The organism is Citrobacter sp. RHBSTW-00671 (genome assembly GCF_014103415.1).
GTDB lineage: Bacteria > Pseudomonadota > Gammaproteobacteria > Enterobacterales > Enterobacteriaceae > Citrobacter.
The window spans coordinates 2,962,412-2,983,431 of sequence record NZ_JABXPR010000001.1 but is presented as its reverse complement, the minus strand read 5'-3'; the positions used below and the strand labels follow the sequence as shown (position 1 = coordinate 2,983,431).

At 52.2% G+C, this 21,020-nt stretch carries 18 protein-coding genes; 9 read left to right on the top strand and 9 right to left on the bottom strand.

The window, feature by feature from the left end:
• Positions 1–448: 448 nt before the first annotated feature.
• Together HV261_RS14325 and ansP are read left to right on the top strand one after the other, a co-directional pair.
• The gene (locus tag HV261_RS14325; protein WP_202038604.1) at positions 449–1,990 is read left to right on the top strand and encodes a methyl-accepting chemotaxis protein; all 1,542 of its coding nucleotides are present in this window, start codon (positions 449–451) and stop codon (positions 1,988–1,990) included.
• A gap of 278 nt (positions 1,991–2,268) precedes the next feature.
• A complete protein-coding gene (ansP, locus tag HV261_RS14320) occupies positions 2,269–3,711 on the top strand; it encodes an L-asparagine permease (RefSeq protein WP_202038603.1) in 1,443 nt (480 codons plus the stop codon).
• Positions 3,712–3,755: 44 nt separating this feature from the next.
• Here ansP and HV261_RS14315 read toward each other — a convergent pair whose 3' ends face one another.
• The 4 genes from HV261_RS14315 to HV261_RS14300 all read right to left on the bottom strand — a co-directional run bounded on the left by HV261_RS14315 (position 3,756) and on the right by HV261_RS14300 (position 7,120).
• Entirely contained in the window at positions 3,756–3,977 is a 222-nt protein-coding gene (locus HV261_RS14315; RefSeq protein ID WP_043016274.1) for a YgdI/YgdR family lipoprotein, read from the bottom strand.
• A 136-nt stretch (positions 3,978–4,113) separates the two neighbouring features.
• Positions 4,114–5,175, bottom strand: coding sequence for a 7-bladed beta-propeller protein YncE (gene yncE, locus HV261_RS14310; protein WP_202038602.1), 1,062 nt, complete (start codon positions 5,173–5,175; stop codon positions 4,114–4,116).
• A 265-nt stretch (positions 5,176–5,440) separates the two neighbouring features.
• Positions 5,441–6,475 carry an NADPH-dependent curcumin/dihydrocurcumin reductase gene (gene curA, locus HV261_RS14305; protein ID WP_137381819.1) on the bottom strand — a complete coding sequence of 345 codons (1,035 nt, stop codon included), beginning with the start codon at positions 6,473–6,475 and terminating at the stop codon, positions 5,441–5,443.
• 69 nt (positions 6,476–6,544) lie between these two features.
• Positions 6,545–7,120 (bottom strand): helix-turn-helix domain-containing protein, encoded by a 576-nt coding sequence (locus HV261_RS14300; RefSeq protein WP_048211614.1) that lies wholly within the window; start codon positions 7,118–7,120, stop codon positions 6,545–6,547.
• A gap of 37 nt (positions 7,121–7,157) precedes the next feature.
• Between HV261_RS14300 and HV261_RS14295 the strand changes: the two genes are divergently transcribed.
• Together HV261_RS14295 and HV261_RS14290 are read left to right on the top strand one after the other, a co-directional pair.
• Entirely contained in the window at positions 7,158–7,676 is a 519-nt protein-coding gene (locus HV261_RS14295; RefSeq protein WP_202038601.1) for a GNAT family N-acetyltransferase, read from the top strand.
• The gene (locus HV261_RS14290) at positions 7,673–8,122 is read left to right on the top strand and encodes a DMT family transporter (protein ID WP_048211612.1); all 450 of its coding nucleotides are present in this window, start codon (positions 7,673–7,675) and stop codon (positions 8,120–8,122) included. The genes HV261_RS14295 and HV261_RS14290 overlap by 4 nt, the downstream gene beginning before the upstream one ends.
• 77 nt (positions 8,123–8,199) lie before the next feature.
• Here the strand turns inward: HV261_RS14290 and HV261_RS14285 are convergent, their stop codons facing one another.
• Together HV261_RS14285 and HV261_RS14280 are read right to left on the bottom strand one after the other, a co-directional pair.
• On the bottom strand, positions 8,200–8,433 hold the full coding sequence (locus HV261_RS14285; protein WP_048211611.1) for a YdcY family protein: 234 nt from the start codon (positions 8,431–8,433) through the stop codon (positions 8,200–8,202).
• 17 nt (positions 8,434–8,450) lie between these two features.
• Positions 8,451–10,049, bottom strand: a complete 1,599-nt coding sequence (locus HV261_RS14280) for an ABC transporter substrate-binding protein (protein WP_137381817.1) — start codon at positions 10,047–10,049, stop codon at positions 8,451–8,453.
• A gap of 282 nt (positions 10,050–10,331) precedes the next feature.
• Between HV261_RS14280 and HV261_RS14275 the strand changes: the two genes are divergently transcribed.
• Genes HV261_RS14275 through HV261_RS14265 form a run of 3 tightly spaced genes read left to right on the top strand, consistent with a single transcriptional unit; the run spans position 10,332 to position 16,787 of the window.
• The gene (locus HV261_RS14275; RefSeq protein WP_202038600.1) at positions 10,332–11,648 is read left to right on the top strand and encodes an SrfA family protein; all 1,317 of its coding nucleotides are present in this window, start codon (positions 10,332–10,334) and stop codon (positions 11,646–11,648) included.
• Between the two features lie 4 nt (positions 11,649–11,652).
• Entirely contained in the window at positions 11,653–14,631 is a 2,979-nt protein-coding gene (locus HV261_RS14270; protein WP_202038599.1) for a virulence factor SrfB, read from the top strand.
• Positions 14,628–16,787 (top strand): virulence factor SrfC family protein, encoded by a 2,160-nt coding sequence (locus HV261_RS14265; RefSeq protein WP_202038598.1) that lies wholly within the window; start codon positions 14,628–14,630, stop codon positions 16,785–16,787. The genes HV261_RS14270 and HV261_RS14265 overlap by 4 nt, the downstream gene beginning before the upstream one ends.
• Positions 16,788–16,806: 19 nt before the next feature.
• Here the strand turns inward: HV261_RS14265 and HV261_RS14260 are convergent, their stop codons facing one another.
• Positions 16,807–16,980, bottom strand: coding sequence for a GhoT/OrtT family toxin (locus tag HV261_RS14260; protein ID WP_137381813.1), 174 nt, complete (start codon positions 16,978–16,980; stop codon positions 16,807–16,809).
• A 192-nt stretch (positions 16,981–17,172) separates the two neighbouring features.
• On the opposite strand from HV261_RS14260, the gene yncL reads away from it, so the two are divergent.
• The gene (yncL, locus tag HV261_RS14255) at positions 17,173–17,268 is read left to right on the top strand and encodes a stress response membrane protein YncL (RefSeq protein WP_071828932.1); all 96 of its coding nucleotides are present in this window, start codon (positions 17,173–17,175) and stop codon (positions 17,266–17,268) included.
• 121 nt (positions 17,269–17,389) lie between these two features.
• On the opposite strand, the gene HV261_RS14250 is transcribed toward yncL, so the two are convergent.
• Entirely contained in the window at positions 17,390–18,172 is a 783-nt protein-coding gene (locus HV261_RS14250) for an AraC family transcriptional regulator (protein WP_202039700.1), read from the bottom strand.
• Between the two features lie 101 nt (positions 18,173–18,273).
• Between HV261_RS14250 and HV261_RS14245 the strand changes: the two genes are divergently transcribed.
• Positions 18,274–19,401 carry a multidrug effflux MFS transporter gene (locus tag HV261_RS14245; RefSeq protein WP_202038597.1) on the top strand — a complete coding sequence of 376 codons (1,128 nt, stop codon included), beginning with the start codon at positions 18,274–18,276 and terminating at the stop codon, positions 19,399–19,401.
• A gap of 190 nt (positions 19,402–19,591) precedes the next feature.
• Here the strand turns inward: HV261_RS14245 and patD are convergent, their stop codons facing one another.
• On the bottom strand, positions 19,592–21,019 hold the full coding sequence (gene patD, locus HV261_RS14240; RefSeq protein ID WP_202038596.1) for an aminobutyraldehyde dehydrogenase: 1,428 nt from the start codon (positions 21,017–21,019) through the stop codon (positions 19,592–19,594).
• Position 21,020: the final 1 nt, after the last annotated feature.

Genomic DNA, 21,020 nt, shown 5'->3' with positions numbered 1-21,020 from the left:
GCTAAAAAACAGATAACCAACCCCGCAGCGATCAGGGATAACGTTCATCCCAACAGGAGTCAAACTTCCGGTTTTGAACGCGCCACTATGCAGAAAAAATGGCTTGTATTTGCATACTACAAAATATAATAGGTTTTTTATTGATACTGGAAAGGCGGCAACATCCTTTTTCGTTTGATTTATTTTTACATGCGTGTTCAGTATTGAATTTAATTTAAGTCAGACTAAACACCTGTTTGTGTTATGCGCTTGTATTGATTGTTTCATTTTTATGAAAGAGACATGGATTCCGCGCATTAATTTTTTTATTTTAAATACTTTCACAGAACTGATGATTAGTAGAGAATGCAGCGTTTCTTATTAAAATGGTTTAAAACAGCTTTTTAATATCCCCTGGCATTATTACGGGGATCTTTGTATGAATTATACATACCATCATGGGGCCTTTATGAAAAGTAACATGCCCGTTACACAAATTGAGCACACACTTAACGGTAAAGCGACGCTGCTATCGACGACAGATAAGGAGAGTCATATTACCTATGCAAACTCCGCGTTTATCGATGCCAGTGGTTTTAACGAAAGTCAATTAATGGGTGAACCGCATAATATTATTCGCCATCCGGATATGCCGCCAGCCGCGTTTGCTGACATGTGGTACACGTTGCAGCGGGGTGACAGCTGGACGGGAATGGTGAAAAACCGGCGTCAAAACGGCGACCACTACTGGGTACGCGCCAACGTCACGCCCGTTTGGCACAATGAAAAGTTAACGGGCTACATCTCAGTGCGCACTGTTCCTTCGCGAGACGAAATATCTCAGAGTGCGCAGCTGTATGAAAAAATAAATAATCAACAACTTAGCGGGTTCCGTCTTTTTAAGGGTATTATCATTCGCCGTGGCATATTGGCATGGACTTCAATGTTTAAATGGTTGAGCATTAGTCAACGCGTCAATTATGCCTTGGGAGTCGTAGCCCTGCTCTCTTTGTTATTAATCTTCGCCCCTGTAAATCACTTTATTCAATCCGGCGGGTTACTGGCGTTATTTCTGTTATTTGCTATTTACCTTAAGTGTCAAATTTGTCAGCCAGTTAATACACTATTGACTCAAATGAAGAAAGTCGTATCCGGACGAAAACCCGATAACTGCCATTTAAATCGCGTAGATGAAATCGGCATGTTAATGCGACTGGTTAATCAATCCGGACTTAATCTAAATTCACTGGTTGATGACGTCAGTACGCAAATATCCGGAATCCGGGCCATCAGCCAACGCGTCTCTAAAGAAGGTATCGCGCTGCATACACGTTCTGAAGAAACATCCGCGGACCTTCAGCAAACCGCTGCCGCCATTGAAGAAATTGGTAGCGCAGTGCAGCAAACTGCAGAAACGGCGGCTCATACCATGACGATGGCCGTTCAAACCAGCACCAATGCCGCTGAAGGCGGCGATATTATGAAACAAACTATCGCCATGATGCAGGCGATCTCTCGTGATAATGGTCAGATTGTCGACATCATTGGCGTAATTGATAGCATCGCCTTCCAGACAAATATTCTGGCGCTCAACGCGGCTGTCGAGGCGGCGCGAGCCGGAGAGTCCGGGCGCGGTTTTGCCGTCGTGGCCGCGGAGGTGCGCAATCTTGCGCAACACTCTGCATCAGCGGCAAAAGAGATCAAACAGCTTATCGAGAAGAACGTCGCTAACGTCAATACCGGCGTAAAAATGGTTGAACAGACAGAAACGCATCTCACCGGGATGATCAGCGATGTGTTACAGATGTCGATGATGATTAAAGACATTAGTCTGGCAACGCGGGAGCAAACCCAGGCGCTGGATCTGATTAATGATTCCATTTCACGTGTTGGGACCATGACGCACAATAATGCCGAGATGGTGGAGCGTGTCACTGACGCGACTGCCGATTTAACGCAGCGCTCATCGCGATTGCAGCAGGCCGTACAGGTCTTTGGCGTGTCGGCGTAAAGTAAACAGCGCTCATTCTGCTGACGATCAGGATGAGCGCATTCCTCCACATTGCCCACCTCATCTATTTTTTACTGAATCGAGTCCACATCCCGTCAATTCAGGCTACAGAAAAAAACCACTTCCCCGTGTCCAGGCTTTGCGTCACTTATCAATTGAATGTAGGATGCTCGGCCGACACTTTTCCCGCGGTAACACAATGAAGGGTAACGCTGTTTTCGCCGCAACTACTGCGGCAAAAAGGATTTTGTAAATTAGTCAGGTTAACAGGAAACGTAATGAACACACACAACACGCAAGCCGCGGAACAACACGCGGCGAAACGACGCTGGTTGAATGCTCACGAAGAGGGGTATCACAAAGCGATGGGGAACCGGCAGGTACAAATGATCGCCATTGGCGGTGCTATTGGTACCGGGTTATTTTTAGGGGCTGGCGCACGTTTACAAATGGCCGGACCCGCTTTAGCACTGGTCTATCTGGTCTGCGGTATTTTTTCATTCTTCATTCTGCGGGCACTCGGTGAACTGGTTTTACACCGCCCTTCCAGCGGCAGCTTTGTCTCTTATGCCCGCGAATTTTTAGGTGAGAAAGCGGCCTATGTGGCTGGCTGGATGTACTTCATCAACTGGGCGATGACCGGAATCGTGGATATCACGGCCGTGGCCTTGTATATGCACTACTGGGGCGCATTTGGTGATGTACCGCAATGGGTGTTTGCCCTCGGCGCATTGGCCATTGTCGGCACCATGAACATGATCGGCGTAAAGTGGTTTGCGGAGATGGAGTTCTGGTTTGCCCTGGTCAAAGTGCTGGCTATCGTTATCTTCCTGGTCGTCGGAACTGTTTTTTTGGGCACGGGAAAACCGCTGGATGGTAACGCCACGGGCTTTCATTTGATCACCGATAACGGTGGTTTTTTCCCGCATGGCCTGCTGCCAGCGCTGGTACTGGTCCAGGGTGTCGTCTTTGCATTTGCCTCTATTGAACTGGTAGGCACTGCGGCTGGCGAGTGCAAAGATCCACAAACGATGGTGCCAAAAGCGATTAACAGCGTTATCTGGCGAATTGGCCTGTTCTATGTAGGTTCAGTGGTGTTGCTGGTCATGCTGTTGCCGTGGAATGCCTATCAGGCAGGTCAAAGCCCGTTTGTTACTTTCTTTTCCAAACTCGGCGTTCCCTATATTGGCAGTATTATGAATATCGTGGTGCTTACCGCCGCGCTTTCCAGTCTCAACTCGGGGTTGTACTGCACCGGTCGTATTTTGCGCTCAATGTCGATGGGCGGTTCCGCGCCAAGATTTATGGGCAAAATGAGCCGTCAACACGTACCTTATGCCGGGATACTGGCCACGCTTGTCGTGTACGTCGTTGGGGTTTTCCTCAACTATCTGGTGCCTTCGCAGGTGTTCGAGATCGTGCTTAACTTTGCCTCGCTGGGCATCATTGCATCGTGGGCATTCATTATGGTGTGCCAGATGCGTCTGCGTCGGGCCATTAAAGATGGCAAAGCCGCAGACGTTCACTTCAAACTGCCTGGTGCGCCGTTTACGTCCTGGTTAACACTGTTGTTTTTACTGGCGGTGCTGGTGCTGATGGCGTTTGACTATCCGAATGGGACCTACACTATCGCCTCATTACCGCTGATTGCCATTCTGCTGGTCGCTGGTTGGTTTGGGGTACGTAAACGCGTTGCGGAAATCCACCGCACCGCGCCGTAACGCTTTAAGGTAGGTCAGATTTCTGGCCTACCTGTTTGGGCGACTTAGTTTGCTTCAATTAGCTGAGCCACATCATTGCTGTTAATTTCCCGCGCATTCCCGTCCTGATCGGTATAGCTGGTCATTCCCGTGTCTTTATCCAGTTTTGGTTTGCCCTGGGTGGTAATAGTTTGTCCGCTTTTCGTCGTCATGACGTAATCGGTGGTACAGCCAGCCAGCGTAAACAGCATTACGCCCGCACAAAGACAGATTAATGGCTTTTTCATGGTATTCCCGTGTTATTCAGTTAGCCGTTGAGGGCGTAGTGTAAGTCGCTGAAGTTTGTCAGGCTACCGATGGGGTGTAACGAGGCGTATCGTGGCGTATAGAGAAATGACAGGAGGGGTTGCCCCCTCCGAAGAATTACAGGGCGATACGAATAACATCGTCCGGTTGAGTCGCTTCCTGCTCGCGTGTGGATTTCTGTTTCACACTCACGTACAGGGTTTTGCCATCGGCAGAGAGCGCCAGGCTGTTCGGGAACGTCGGGGTATCGAAGGTTTTAACCACTTTATAGCTTTTCGCATCGATCACGCTGACTTTACCGGCCTGACGGTGGGTTACATAGGCTTCATTGCGTGTCGGGTTGAACAGTACGGCCAGAGATTCCGGTGCGGCAACTTTTGCCAGCACGTTACCGTTACGGGTGTCGATAACCAGCACTTCCGCCGCTTTGGAGTCAGTGACAAACGCACGATGACCGGCCGTATCCAGGCTCAGGTTAATGAAGAAGTGCTCTTTGCCATCGTCCAGCAGTTTTTTACGGCTGAGAATTTTGTTGGTGGCGGTATCGATGGTAATGAATTCGCCATCGGCATTGGCGGTATACAGGCGTTTAGCCTTGCTGTCGACAGCCAGTGCGGTGCTCATTTTACCGGTATTTTGAATCGTGTCCTGAAGTTTGACCGTCTCACCGTCCACGACCCAAATCACGCTCTCCTTACCAATTCCGCTAATGTATACCTTGTTGGTGGCGTCATCGGCGACCAGTTCACGAGGCTGCAGCGGACGGACGTCTTCAGAACGTTTACGCGCATCCAGTACCAGGCGCCCTTTCACCTCACCGGTTTTCGCATCAATCGCCGTCACCGCGCTATTCACGGTATTACCAAACCACAGCGTTTGCGTCGCGTTATTGATGGTCGCGCCAAACGGTTTGAGATCGTTATGAATAACCTGAGTTACTTCAAGCGTCACCGGATCAAGACGGTAAACTATCCCACCTTTATCCAGCTTACGACTCTGCGAGGTGGCCAGCCACAGTGCGTTTTCCTGCTGGCTGTACGCCATTTCGTAGGCGCCTTTACCTACGCCTTTGCGCAGCAGTTCTTCCGCAGCCTGCGTGTTAAATGATGATGCAACGAGCAGTGAACCTAACAGTAAAGAACCACGCAGACGCGGTGAAAACAGATGACGTAAAGACATGACGACTCCCTTTGATAAATTCAGTTGTTACTGCTTCACATAGCTTCAATGAGCAAAATCATGGTTTTGCCTTTTTAAGAATGAGAATAGTAATCATTATTTATCGCAAAGTGGAGTGTTTATTCACTTTCGGTGAAAACCTTCTTATTTTCTCCATGAATACACGCTTGTAGCGAAATCAATATTCAAACAGATTGGCTCTACAACGCTTGCCGGATGGCGGCGTAGGCGCCATCCGGCTGTTAGCGCCTTTAGCCTCTTCGTATCACTCTTCAGCAAGACGAATCACGACCTTGCCAAAGTTTTTACCGGTCAGCAGACCGATAAAGGTCTCCGGGGCATTTTCCAGACCCTCAGTGACCTGCTCGCGATAGTGGATCTTGCCTTCCTGGACCCAGCGCCCCATTTCTCGCTGAAATTCATGAATGCGGTGACCATAATCCTGACCAATGATAAAGCCCTGCAAGCGGATACGTTTTTTCAGTAACGTGGCCATAAGCAGCGGTAAACGGTCTGGGCCCGCCGGCAGTGATGTGGCGTTATAACCGCTCACCAGACCACACAGCGGAATACGGGCGGAAGTGTTGAGTAACGGCAAAACGGCGTCAAAAACTTTGCCGCCGACGTTTTCATAATAGATATCGATACCCTGCGGACAGGCTTGTGCCAGTTGGCGTGCGAAATCGGGGGCATGATGATCGAGGCAGATATCAAAGCCCAACACGTCGGTAGCATGGCGACATTTCTCTGCCCCACCTGCCACACCAACAACCCGACAGCCCTTCAGCTTACCGATCTGACCCACGGTTGCGCCAACAGGTCCGGTTGCCGCAGCAACAACCAGTGTCTCACCGGCTTTGGGCTGGCCAATATCCAGCAGCCCCATATACGCCGTAAAACCCGGCATCCCCAGCAGACCAAGCGCCCAGGAAGGATGCTCAGGGTGATCGCCTAACTTTACCAAATCAGCACCATTAGAGATGGCGAAGTCCTGCCAGCCGCTATAGCTCAACACCCATTCACCGGGTTTAAAATCCGAATGATTCGATGCCACGACCCGACTGACCGTGCCGCCCACCATCACTGCACCAATCTCAACCGGGGGCGAATAAGACGGTTCGTCGCTCATACGCCCACGCATATAGGGATCGAGTGAGAGGTAGACGTTACGCAGTAACACCTCTCCGTCACCGGGCGTCGTGATGGCCTCTTCTTCAAGACGGAAGTTACCGGGCACCGGTGCGCCATGCGGGCGTGACGCCAGAACCCAGCGACGATTGCGTTGCATTTGTTGACCCATTGATGTTCTCCTCTGCTTTTGGCATGAATCCATCAATAGTAGACGCGCTATCTCTGTGATGCTTTCACATTAATTGCCAGCGTGGTTTAACCGCACAACCAGATAAACGCAGGACTGCGCGGTTTCATTGATAAACCGACAGTCGTTTGGCGGCCCCAACTCCAGGCAGTCCCCGGCTTTCATTTCGTGGCGTGTATCACCTTCCACAAACACCAATTCCCCCTGCTGCAACCAGAGAAGCTGTCGGGCCTGCACATAAGAAGAGGCGGGCATCGGGATATCACTGCCAGCCGGTAATTCGATTTGCACCAGATCGATAGGCAGATCGCTGCGCGGAGAAACGTGGCGGCGCAAATAGTGGCTTTGCGGATCGTGCCAGACCGGCTGGTCGGCGAAACGTAACAGTTTACCCTCCTGCATTTCGGCCCGGGCAATCAGCGTGGACATGCTGATACCAAACGCACCGGAAAGCCGTCCCAGTAGCGTCGCCGTTGGACTGCTCTCTCCGCGTTCTATTTTATGGATCATCGCCCGCGACACCCCTGCACGTTCGGCAAGTTCCGTCAGCGACCAGCCGCGAGATTCCCGCTCAATGCGAATTCTTGCACTGATCCGTTGATTTATGCTGTCTTCAATAGTATTCATATTGTAATACTATAGTGAACAACCCCTGAGGTTCAACATGTCAATTCGATTTGCCAGCAAAGACGACTGTGTCGCCATCGCAGAAATCTACAATCACGCCGTACTGCATACGGCCGCTATCTGGAACGATCAAACGGTCGATGCCGAAAACCGCATCTCCTGGTACGAAGCTCGCCAACTGATGGGGTATCCGGTGCTGGTAAGTGAAGAGAATGGCGTCGTCACGGGGTACGCCTCTTTTGGCGACTGGCGCAACTTTGACGGTTTCCGTCATACCGTCGAACATTCAGTGTACGTACACCCGGAACATCAGGGAAAAGGACTGGGGCGCAGGCTGCTCAGCAGACTCATTGAAGAAGCGCGCGCGTGTGGCAAGCATGTCATGGTGGCAGGAATCGAGTCGCAAAATCAGGCATCGCTGCACCTGCATAGCACGCTGGGCTTCAATGTTACCGCGCAGATGCCCCAGGTCGGGACTAAATTTGGTCGCTGGCTGGATCTGACTTTTATGCAGCTGCAGTTAGATGATCGTAGCGAACCGGATGCGCGTGGATGAACCAGACGCTGACCCTCTCCTTTCTGATTGCCGCAGGTATTGGTCTGGTGGTGCAAAACACGTTGATGGTGCGCATTACCCAGACGTCCTCGACAATCCTGATTGCTATGCTGCTTAACTCACTGGTCGGGATCGTCCTGTTTGTCAGCATACTGTGGTTTAAACAAGGTGCGGCGGGGTTTGGCGAACTGGTTTCCAGCGTGCGCTGGTGGACATTGATCCCGGGTTTACTGGGATCGTTCTTTGTTTTCGCCAGTATCAGCGGATACCAAAACGTAGGCGCCGCCACCACCATCGCGGTGCTGGTCGCCAGCCAGCTTATTGGCGGTCTGGTGCTGGATATTCTGCGTAGCCAGGGTGTACCGCTTCGTGCGCTGGTGGGTCCGGTATGCGGTGCGATATTGCTGGTAGTGGGTGCCTGGCTGGTGGCAAGACGTTCGTTTTAATTGCCTGATGGCGCTTCACTTATCAGGCCTACGGAACGCCGGATGAGGTGTGAACACCGCCATCCGGCAAGGAAATATCAAAGAATAGAGCCGCCTTTGGTCAACTGCTCACGACGCGCTTCCATATCTTCTTTATGCTGGCGCCCATGATGTGCAATTGCCGTACGCAAACGTTGTTGCTGGGTGTAACGATCTTCCCGGCTCAGCGCAACATCATCGCTCAGTTCAATCAGCAATTCATTCATATGCGTAATGACGCTCTCTTCAATGGCGGCATCAACACGTGCGCTGACTTCATCCAGATGCGACATACTCCCTCCTTAACTCATTAATTTAATTTCGCTTTTGAAAAATCACTGCCCATCAGGCTAACGCTGTATCCGCTGACGTTGCTGCGTGTGGCATAGAAGGTTTTGCCATTCGCCAGCGCAATCCACGGAGCCTGCTGATAGAAAATTTCCTGCGACTGCTGGTAAAGCGCGGCGCGCTCTTGCGGTTTGCTCACCAGTTTCGCCTTTTGAACCAGCGAATTATACTCTTTATCACACCAGCGCGCGGCGTTTGATCCGGTTTTAATGCTGTCGCAACCCAGCAGAACATCGGCAAAGTTATCCGGGTCACCGTTATCTGACATCCAGCCAAACAACGCAGTATCGTGCTCGCCTTTACGCATACCGGAGAGATACTCCCCCCATTCCCAGGAGACGATTTTCGCTTTCACACCAACTTTTGCCCAGTCGCTTTGAATCATCTCCGCAATACGACGAGAGTTCGGGTTATACGGACGCTGCACCGGCATTGACCACAGTGTCGCTTCAAAACCGTTTTCCAGCCCCGCTTTCTTCAGCAGTTCTTTCGCTTTTTGCGGGTCGTAATCGTAATCTTTCAGGTCTTTATTGAAGCCCAGCATATTCGGCGGGATTGGCGATTTCGCCACCGTGCCGGAACCTAAAAAGACCGCGTTAATAATGGCTTTTTTATCTGTCGCATAGTTCAGAGCCTGGCGCACCAGTACGTTATCAAACGGCTTTTTCTCCGTATTAAACGCCAGATAACCGACGTTCAGCGCCTCGACCGAATGCAGCGTCAGATCCTTGTTCTTTTTGATTTCATCAAACTGCACCGGTGCTGGCGCGGGAATAATCTGGCATTCATTGGTTTGCAGTTTCGCCAGTCGCGTCTGTACGTTTGGTGTGATGGAGAAAATCAGATGTTTCGTTGGCACTGCACCATCCCAGTAGTTCGGGTTTGCCAGATAGCGGATTTGTGAATCCTGCTTGTACTGTTGTAAGACATAAGGCCCGGTACCAATCGGCCAGTTATCGACGTTTTCCGGCGTGCCTTTTTTCAGCATCTCATCGGCATATTCTGCCGAAAGAATAGAGGCAAAATCCATCCCCCAGTCAGCAAGAAATGCAGCGTTGGGCTCGTTCAGGACAAATTGAACGTGATAATCATCAACCTTCTTAACCTCTTTGATCAGTTTGTCCAGGCCAACATCGTTGAAATATTCATAGCTACCCTGTGAAACCTTATGGTACGGATGATCGGCATCTTTCTGGCGTAATACCGAGAAAACGACGTCATCGGCATTGAAATCACGGGTAGGTTTAAAGAACTTATTACTATTGAACTTCACGCCCTGACGCAGGGTAAATGTGTAGGTCTTGCCGTCGGGGGAAATTGTCCACTCCGTTGCCAGAGACGGGACCGGGGTATTTTTGACCGGATCGAAGTTGATCAATCGGTTGTACAACACCTGTGAACTGGCGACAAACGACGGACCTGAACTGGCAATTTGGGGGTTAAATGATTCCGGCGATGCTTCAGAGCAGTAAACAATGGTATCAGTACTGGCGGCATAGGCAGCACCTGTTGGTAAGACGGCGCTGAGTGCCAGCGCGAGCAGCGTTTTCCTTGCAATCATGGTTATAAGCCTTCTTCTTTTATTATTTACTCGTCTATCAGAGCATAGCTGGCAAAGACGCACTAATAACAAATCTCTATCAGGTTATTCTAATCGGGTGGTTTTCGCTGATTAATTCATCATCGCAGGCGAAGTAATTTACCTTAAGTCTTTTTCAAAACGTCAAGATTTTTCCCAATACTCTATGCCATGAAAATTCGCCCATTTTGGCATCTCTTCTGGCATTTGCTTGTTTTGAGAATCCGTATAATGGCTGTGTGAAGAAGTCTAAGGGGCAATTACGTGGCAAAAACTCTCTTGCGCAGCGGCAATTTGGATGACTATCAGGCCGTGGGTGGCGGTGGTCAGGCCGTGTTTGATTCAGCACTACAAATTCGTGAAACGCTTCGTCTGCGTAAACAACAGGCGATGGCGGATTGTCTGGCAATCCCACAAGTTAACGACAGTGGCGATCGGGTGGACTGGTATTCCCCGCTTGAAGGAAAGGCTGTCGCGTGGAAAGCCGCTGATGAAGATGCGCGTTTTCGGGCTCTGCGCTATCTGTCCAGTACGCTGGAGAATGCCGCGGCCCTGAGTCGGAAAAGCCTGCAATCGGGTAAAACTTCTCTGCAACTGTTTGGTTCACTACTCGACAAAGCCATCCAGTTTCCAGGTGAGAACCACGTGTTCCTGGTTGATGGCAAACCCGTCATTACGTTCTGGGGCTTCGTCAATCTGAATGAAAACACCCGTGACGATGTACTCGATTGCCTGCGTCATACCGACGTTCCCCAGGTTGTAGTGGCACCTGAACCGGAGCCGGAACCGGAAGTCGAAGAAATCCCGACGGAAATCACTTTCGCCGAGGCCGATACCCCGCTGCTGACAACGGCCATTGAGCTAGCGAAACCCGCTGAACCCGAACCACAACCCCCGGTCATCGTGAGTGAGCCAGAGGTCGCGCCACCGCCAGTACAGCGTAAGCCCACGCGTCGCCTGCCGCTGTGGAGCCTGCCCGTTGCTGCGGCAGTCATTGCCGCCATTGCAGGGCCGCTATTGTGGAAACAGCACACGGATTCTCCCGCACCTGCAGTCGCCCTCATTGACGTGGCAAAGATAGACAGTAAACCCCTGCCAGAGCTGACACCTTCGCTGCCGCTGCATCGGGCTGAAGTTATTCCACCGGTGAAAAAAGAGAAGCCCGTAGAAGGACCGGTGGTAATTGCCGCTATCCCGAAAGATGCGTTGGTAATGGATACCAACCAGATGAAGGCTGGTACAACACGTTTTCTTAACGGCAACTGGCGTGTGCTGGTCGATATAAAAGATCCGGTCAGTGGTAAAGCCCCGTCGCTGCGTTATCAAATTCAGGCCAATAAGGGCACTGCGCGTGTCGTGCATGGCGACAATATCGTTTGCCGCGCTGAAATTTTCTCTGGTCTGCATCAATCGGGCGAATTAATGATTAAGAGTCGCGGGAATGCCCGTTGCACGGACGGTTCGCGATACCCCATGCCCGAAATCACCTGTAAAGCAGGAACAAACGACGTCGCAGCTTGTACCGCACGTTATGACGAACACGCGGAAATCCCTTTGACGATCAAAAAGATAGGTGCCTGATTTTATGTTGGTGAATCTGTGTGATTACAAACAGAGCGTAACGCTCATCGCCAATAGCGGTGTGCAATTTCTGGATTTTGGGCTGACACCACAGGAATCTGCGCACCACGGTCGTTTTGTGCGTAAAACGGCAAACGGTCCCCTTCTGCGTCTGGATTTTGATCTGGCGTCGGGACGCTATACCCTGCCGGGCAATACCGGTGGCCAACCCGAAGTCGTGAAACCGGAAAGCACGCAGACGCTGCATTATTCTCTGGACGTTCTTGACGGTGTCTGGTTGCCGCTGCCGTTCCTGCGTTTTAACCCGCCCCGCACATTTGTTGAAGGCCCGGATAACTGGGCGCGCGTGCAGGTGCGAAAACTCGCACAACCGGACAGTGCCGGCAATACTCACCGTGTCACGGTGGCGCTGGACAGTCAGTTGACTGAAGCCCCGGCAGCATTGACGCCCAATGAGAACGATCTGCTGAATGGCACGCGATTTGCGCTGGCCTGGCACGATAATGAGATCGCAGATTTCCTCGACCAGACGTGGATTGATGGCTGGTTACGCGAGTCCTTTTTGCAGCACGTCACGCAGCAAGAAAACCGTTCAGAGCAGGAGATCCAACAAGCGCTACGCAACTTTGAATATCAGGCGCACTGGCTGAATATGTTGACCCTGTTAGGCGAACAACTTTCCGTCCCGGAAGTGAAGCTGGTGACCCATACGCTCAGCACGCCCGCGATTCCTGTCGATCTGATTCTGGATATTGGTAATACCCATACCTGCGGCGTGTTGATTGAAGATCATGGCGATGCCAATGACGGTTTGCGTCAGACGGCTGAATTGCAGGTGCGTTCATTAAGCGAACCACAGTTCCTCAACGATCCCCTGTTCACCAGCCGACTGGAGTTTTCCGAGGCGCGCTTTGGTAAGCAACATTTCTCCGTTGAGAGCGGTCGCGATGATGCCTTTATCTGGCCGTCAATTGTCCGCGTTGGGGATGAGGCCCGTAAGCTGGCGATGCAGCGTATGGGAACGGAAGGCAGCAGTGGGATCTCCAGCCCACGTCGGTACTTATGGGATGAAACCCCCGTTTTACACGACTGGCGCTTTAGCCAGATGAACAGCAAAACGCAGCGCGAGCCGCTGGCTACCGCCTTCCCGCTGATGAATTTGATGAACGATGACGGTCAACCGCTGTTCAGCCTGCCGCAAGATGACCGGCTGCCGGTGTTCTCACCCCAATACAGCCGCAGCACGCTGATGACGCATATGTTGTGCGAGATTCTGGCCCAGGCGCTGGGACAAATTAACAGCGTAGCGACACGCCTGCGTCTCGGGTTCCCGGCCTCTCCACGCCAGTTGCGCACGCTGATCCTCACGCTGCCGTCAGCCATGCCAAAACAGGAGCGCGAGATCTTCCGTCTGCGTATGTTTGAAGCCATTGCGCTGGTCTGGAAAGCAATGGGTTGGCACCCGCAGGACGAAGATTTCACCACCCGCAAACAGCAAGAAAAAAGCGTCGTTCCCGTACCTGAGATCCAGATGGAGTGGGATGAAGCCAGCTGCGGGCAGTTGGTTTGGCTGTACAACGAAGCGATTTCACACTACGACGGGCATACAGAATCGTTCTTTAACGCCCTCGCCCGTCCGGACCGCCAGCCAGAACCCGGTGAAGTTAAAGGTCGTGCACTCCGCGTCGCCTCCATCGATATTGGCGGTGGCACGACGGATATGGCCGTGGTCCATTATCAACTGGATGACGGCGTTGGGGCGAATGTCAAAATCACCCCGCATCTGCTGTTTCGTGAAGGCTTCAAAGTCGCCGGGGATGATATGTTGTTGGATGTCATACAACGCTGCATACTGCCCGCCCTGCAAACCCGCTTACAACAGGCTGGCGTGACCGATGCCGCCGCCCTGCTGGCCACACTGTTTGGTGATTCCGGGAGAATCGATACGCAGGCTATTTTGCGACAACAAACCGCGTTGCAACTCTTTATGCCACTGGGCCATGCGGTGCTCAGTGCCTGGGAACAAAGCGATATTAACGATCCCGTAGCGGGCTTGCACGCCACCTTTGGCGAACTGCTTTCACAGCGCCCAACACGCAATGTGATGAACTATATCCAACAGGCTATCGATCATGCATTACCGTCTGGTTCACCGGCTTTTGATGTGCTGAGCGTTCCGTTGCAGGTGCAGTTCAGACAGTTGCAAGAAGCGCTGCTGGCCGGGCAATTTACCCTGACATCCCCTCTGCACGCCGTTTGTGAAGCGATTTCCCACTATCGTTGCGATATTTTGTTAGTCACTGGCAGACCCGCCTGTTTGCCGGGGGTACAGGCGCTAATCCGCCATCTGCAACCCGTTCCGGTCAACCGCATGATCTGGATGGACAGCTATCGCGTACATGAGTGGTATCCGTTCAGCCAGCAAGGGCGTATCGGCAATCCAAAATCTACCGCCGCCGTTGGCGCGATGCTGTGTAGCCTGGCGCTGGATTTACGCCTGCCGCGCTTTAACTTTAAAGCTGCGGATATCGGCGCGTACTCGACGGTCCGCTACCTCGGTGTACTGGATAATACGGTCAATACGCTGCGCGATGAAAATATCTGGTATCACGACATCGATCTGGATAAACCTGGAGCAAAACTGGATACCCGTCTGCACTTCCCGCTGCGCGGCAACGTGACGCTGGGCTTTCGCCAGTTAGCAAACAGCCGCTGGCCAGCCACCCCGCTGTATACGCTGAGCATCAATTCTGCTGAGCTGGCAAAAACGATTGCCGGTGACGGTGTATTAAATGTACGGCTGCAACTGCGCGGCGGCAGCAAAGAGACGGGACCGGAATTTTTCGTTCTCAGTGATGCCTGGCTACAGGATGGCACGCCCGTTGCCGCCAATGCCTTAACGTTAAAACTGAATACACTGGCAGATCGTCGCCATAGCGGCAGCCATTACTGGATTGATAGCGGGAGTGTGTACCTGAAATGAGTAAGATGTTTAACACAGCACAAGCCGCCATCGAATGGGTGAATGACACACGCCAGCGCGCAGCGCGTCTTGATGATGAGGCGGATTCCCTGCTCGCTCAGCTCACCATCGCCGCGGTTACTGAGTCTGCGCTGAACACGGCATTTTCATCGCGTGGCTGTGTGGGTCTGTACGGTCATTCACAGCCAGCAAAAGCCCATCTGTTGTCCGCACTGTGCAGCAACACCAGTGGGAAATTGAATATTGCTACACCGGATCGCAGCTTTGATTACTTTTCGCATATCAATCCGGGCCATGCGCCGACCAACATGGCGATCCGCTTTACGCGTGAAGACAATCCCGTTGATAGCGAGTGGCCTCTGCGTCTGCGCCTACTGAGTGAAGCAGAACTGGTACAGCTGTTTATCACACAGTTTTGCGCAATGCCTGACAGCCGCCAGGTTGAAAAATCGATTATTGAAGCCCGGTTAGAAAAATGGCAAACGCTGCGTCAGCGTCATCCGGTTCAGGGCATCACGGCACATGACGTAGCCGCTATTGGCCGTTTCTGGCGCTCTTGTGTTCCTGCGAACCAGCAGCAAATTGATGATGCGCTATGGCATCAATTTGCTACGTTGCTGCCGGCGCTGGATCTGACCACCCGCGCTCACGCCTGGGCGCTGTTGTGGGGAGAACAACCAGAGCTAACGCAGCAATGGCTGGCATTAGCGCACACTTTGCAACAAACCGGACAGGCGCACGAGCTAGCCGCGCCGCTGAGTTTGCTGGTCGATCATTTTGGCTTGCCTGCCGAAAGCTTCCTGACTCAGGTCGCATTAACCGGGAACGACGCGCAAAGCGATGTGGTGGTTCATCCTGTTGCAAACCATCAGTTACTTAACGCGGTCAGTCTGTCGCTGGAATCGCTGGCGCTGCTGACGCGTGAACTGGTGCTGACTGTCGAAGACTCGGTGTTGGAAAACGTCGACCTGCTCGATATTCCCCTCGCACCGGATGCCCACCCCAACCCGCTGTGGCGGGCCAAATTAGGCTGGATGTTGGAACATTACCGCCAACATCTGCAACCCGATGTCCTGCTGATCTGCAACGCGGTGTCTTCACGCTCGCAGACACCGGCCATCACGCGTAAACTGATGAGCTGGGCCAACGATACCCAACCCGTGCATGATGCGGCATTACCGGGGGTTGTGTGGGCCATTACGCCACAAGACGCTCGTTTTAGCACACAGCAAAACCTCGATGAGGCCGTGCAGCAACTAATGGGCAAGCCCGGGTTGCGCTGGGGGACATTGCAGGCACTGGATAAACACAGCCTGTTGCGCCTTGCTGAATGGCTGTCGCAAGCGATATCCGCGCAACAACGCCAGTCACGGTTAACGTCCCTGCATGAACAGCATCAACAGCGTGTTCGTGAGGCGCTAATGAGCTGGCTTAACGACAGCGAAAGCGCACCAGACGCCAGCGAGACAGTGATCCGCCAGCTTCAGGCCCAGGCAGCGAAGCATGGTGAACTCCTGGAGGGGTTACTACCACCGATGCGCTGCTTTGAGTCGTTGCTGCGCGTCCAGCAGCCACGCGAAGAACAAGTCAGTGGACTTTTTAATGAAGAGATCGACCTGTTTGCCGACGTCCGGGAGCCATTGCACTCATCCGAAAGCAAAGAGACCGGGTACCAGGCGCACAAAATGTGGATCAACCATGTGCGTCAGTGGTGTCGCGATGACAATAATGCGCGCCGATTACGGCTTGAGCCGCGAACGCTGCGACAGGTAGCCGACATTCTTATCACTACCAGCTATCGGCTCGAGATGCCTCAACGGCTTCAGCAGATTATGCAGCGAGAGAATGTCTGCGGGGCGCAGTTACACGCCGATATCGGTGATTTTATTACCTGGCTCGGCTACGCCAACGTTGCAGAGGATCAGCGCCCTGCCAGTAGGGTCTTCAAGGGCGCGGCTATTTTCAGTGCGCCAGTACAACAACCGATGTCGCGCCTGACGCAACTGGATGAGCAGCCGCAGCACGGTGCAAGCCGGCACGTTTACGACTGGCTGGTTGCGTTGTACACCCGTGCGAATGAAAACGTGGGATACCAGCATCCTCTGGATGTAACCAAAGACGACAGACTGAGATTAGTCGCTCTGCTGACCCCCTGATACAGCATTGACAGAGCCATCAGAAAAGAGAAAACAGGAGTGCGACGGGAAAGCTCATCGGCCATGTCGCCCCGACTAATACCGCGCTCAGAAAGCGAATACGTTTTTTATCACGCGACAGAAACCAGGTGATAATGGCCGCAATAGCGGCCATTACCGCATAAAAAATCAACATTTTTTGGTACAGAGACATTTAGGGCATCCAGGCCAGAAGGGAAAATCGCGCGCAATATGCTCTCTTTTATGACCCACATCAAGTTTTATTCATTTATTTAAGAAAACCGCCTAAATAACAGCCCACTTTCAACATGTTCAGATTTCGTACTATTGCGGATAGCTATAAGCCGTACTATACCCAAAGGGGTTAAAACGAAAGGTGGCAAAAATGAATGTTTCCAGTAAGACTGTGGTGCTGATAAATATATTTGCTGCTGTAGGACTTTTCAGCCTGATCTCCGTAAGGTTCGGCTGGTTTGCTTGATGTGACTCTTTTTGATGAATTGCAGCGCCTGCTGGCAGAGAGAAAATCTTCTCTCTGCCATTAGTAAACGATCTTCCCACTCCGCCACAGCCCGGTAAATTATCCTTAATATGTAATACCCCTAATCCTTCTGCGGCATTATTCCCCCGTGATAACGGGTCGGTGTTGTACCTGTTAGCTGCCGAAAAAACACGATGAAAGCACTGTCGCTAACAAATTCCAGCTGTTGCGCCACCTGGCTGACTGAGTCCCCCTCCGCCAACATCTCCATCGCTTTTAACAACCTGAATTGCTGCCGCCAGGTCTGATAGTTCATCCCTGTATCTCTGATAAAAATGCGGCTGATTGTTCGTTCGCAAGCACCGACCTGGCGGGACAACTGATTCAGTCGGGGTGGTAACGCCCCCATTCGAACCCCTTCCAGCCACCGCTCAAGGCGAACATCTGAGGGAAACTGCAACGTCCAGTTTTCACGACGTGCAGCCCTGATTTCTTCACAAAAAACAGTGATGAGGCTGGCCTGCTGCGTTTCTGCCATCTGCCAGGGCCAGAATGCCATCCGTTCTATGACTTCAAAAAAGAGCGGGTTCACTTCGACAACCTGTAGTGGCAAGGCGGATAACGTCGGCAGAATGGTTGAAAAATATAATGACCGATAAGCCATCACCCCTCGCATGATGGCCCGGTGAACCGTACCCGCGGGGATCCAGACCGCACGGCGAGGCGGAAGAAGACACAGGGTATTTTCCAGTTCAATGGTGATGCACCCCGCCGCCGAAAAGAGTAACTGATGGCGAAGATGACTGTGCCGACCTGAATCATGTACGCCCATATCAGAGGCAATACCGACGACTGTTTCCTTAAAACCATCCGGGTCGAAGACATCATCAGGCGCAATTTTCATCATCTATCCGATATTTGATATATAAAGTCCTGATAATGGTAATTAGACATTTTCTATTCAGCAATAATCCCCCCAAGTTTTTTGTTTCTCTGGATATTGCTATGAATATGACTCATAGACCGCCCTTATGGCTTCTCACATTACTGATTATGTTTCCACAACTGGTGGAAACCATTTACAGCCCGGCATTGCCAAATATCGCCACGTTTTTTCAAATAAGCAGTGAACGTGCTGCTCAAACACTTTCCGTGTATTTTGTCGCCTTTGCCGTGGGGGTTGCACTGTGGGGCTGGCTTAGCGACTGCATTGGACGACGCTGGGCAATGATGGCTGGGCTCATCTGTTACGGGACGGGTTCCGTAATGGCGGTTATTGCCTCTGATTTCAGCATCTTGCTGCTGGCCCGTATGGTATCAGCCATTGGCGCGGCCGCCGGGTCTGTGGTGGTGCAGACGATGTTGAGGGACAGTTATGAATCAGCAACACTGTCGCGCATTTTTTCCATTATGGGCGCAGCACTGGCAATCAGCCCGGTTTTTGGTCTGGTGAGCGGAGGTTGGTTAGTCAGTCTATACGGTCATACGGGCGTTTTTACTGTGCTGGTATTGCTGGCGATACTGTTGCTAATGCTAACCGCAGCCTTATTGCCGGAGACACGGCCGGAGACGACGCGCAGACCACAATTAACAGGACTGGTCTCCCGCATGGTGAGGGACAGTACACTGTGGAAAAATGCCATGCTGGTTGCACTGTTGAATACCATGCTATTCAGCTATTACAGCCTGGCCCCGTTTCTTTTCGGACAGTTAGGATGGAGTTCCAGGGCATTTGGCTGGACGGGATCCTTGCTTGCCCTCGCGTCACTGTCAGGCAGCCTGCTGAATCGCAAGCTGTTAATGATCGGTTTGTCATCGGAATATCTGGTGCGCCATGCCTGTGCTTTAGCGCTGCTGTCTGGTCTCGCAGCATGGTGGCTACAGCATTCAGTCTGGATTCTGCTGCCTGTGGTCGGGGTTGTTGTGGCCTATGGCATCGCGATCCCCAATGTGCTGAGTCAGGCTCTGCATCACTATCGTGAACAGGCTGGGGCCGCGGGGGCTATGTTCGGATTATGCTACTACCTGTTACTGGGAATGATGTTAGGGTTAGCGGGTATCGTGCAGCAACTGGGACTGGTTCTGACCGTCTGTTCGTTCATCGCCTGGCTATGTAGCCTGTGCCGTCGTTAGAACACTCACCTAAATATTCAGGCCCCGACATTGTGCCGGGGCCTGATTATGTGCAAATTAGCCTGACCTCGCGGATATTTCCAACTTACCGCCGTCCGATGGCGACGAGGCCAGTGGCGCGCATAGTATAGAGACACGTTTGACGATATTTAGCTATCCGTGCCCCTTTTACCGTCAGCGGTTTAAGATATTACTCGTGCTTGATCATGACATGGCGAATCACCGTGTAATCTTCCAGTCCGTAGACCGACATGTCCTTGCCATAGCCTGATTGTTTTTGTCCCCCATGCGGCATTTCACTCACCAGCGTGAAGTGGGTATTGACCCAGGTACAGCCGTACTGCAGGCGGGCGCCCAGTCGGTGCGCGCGACCAACATCCCGCGTCCAGACTGACGATGCCAGTCCATACTTCGAATCATTAGCCCACGCCAGGACCTGATCTTCATCATCAAAGACGGTAACACTGACCACCGGCCCAAAGACTTCACGCTGCACGATAGCATCTTCCTGTTTCGCGCCCGCCAGCAACGTTGGCGCAAAATAGTAACCTGAACCCTCCACTTTTTTGCCGCCGGTGATGACCTTGATGTGTCCGAGCGCTTTCGCGTCATCGACCGCTTTAGCTACCCTGTCAAGATGCGCCTGTGAGCTTAACGGTCCCAGTTCTGTCGTTTCATCATTCGGTGCGCCAATTTTCAGGCTGGCAACGGCGGCGCCGAGTTTTTCGACCAACGCATCATAGATGCCTTTTTGCGCGTAGATTCGACACGCAGCAGTACAATCCTGTCCGGCGTTGTAATACCCAAAGGTCCGCACACCACTGACCACCGCATCAAGATCGGCATCATCAAAAATAATCACCGGGGCTTTCCCGCCCAGTTCCATATGCGTGCGTTTAATCGAAGGCGCAGTATGCTGGATAATATGTTCTCCGGTCACAATTGAGCCGGTCAGTGAAACCATACGGACTTTTTCATGGCCGGTCAGCGGATCGCCCACCGTTTTACCCCGGCCAAACAGGACGTTAATCACGCCTGCCGGGTAAATATCTTTCGCATATTCCGCCAGTTTAAGCGCCGTCAGCGGGGTAATTTCTGAAGGTTTAATCACCACACAGTTGCCGGCGGCCAGCGCAGGAGCCAGCTTCCATGCCGCCATCATTAGCGGATAGTTCCAGGGCGCGATGGAAGCCACCACACCCAGCGGATCGCGACGAATCATGGAAGTATGCCCTTCCAGATACTCCCCGGCGGCCTGTCCTTGCAAGGTGCGCGCAGCCCCCGCGAAGAAACGGAAAACATCCACGATGGCCGGAATTTCATCATTAAGCACACAATGTAGCGGTTTACCGCAGTTGAGCGATTCCAGCTCCGCGAAGGTCTGTGCGTTATCGGCAATGGCATCCGCCAGCTTTGACAACAGCTCCGAACGCACTTTCGGCGTGGTTTGGCCCCAGGAGGCAAACGCGTTGTCTGCCCCACGCACTGCGGCATCAACCTGCATGGCTGACGCCTCAGCAATCTCCAGAATAAGTTCACCAGTGGCAGGGTTATAAACTGGTTGCTTTTCACCTTCACCGCTGACCAGCTCACCGTTAATCAGTAATTGATGTTGCATA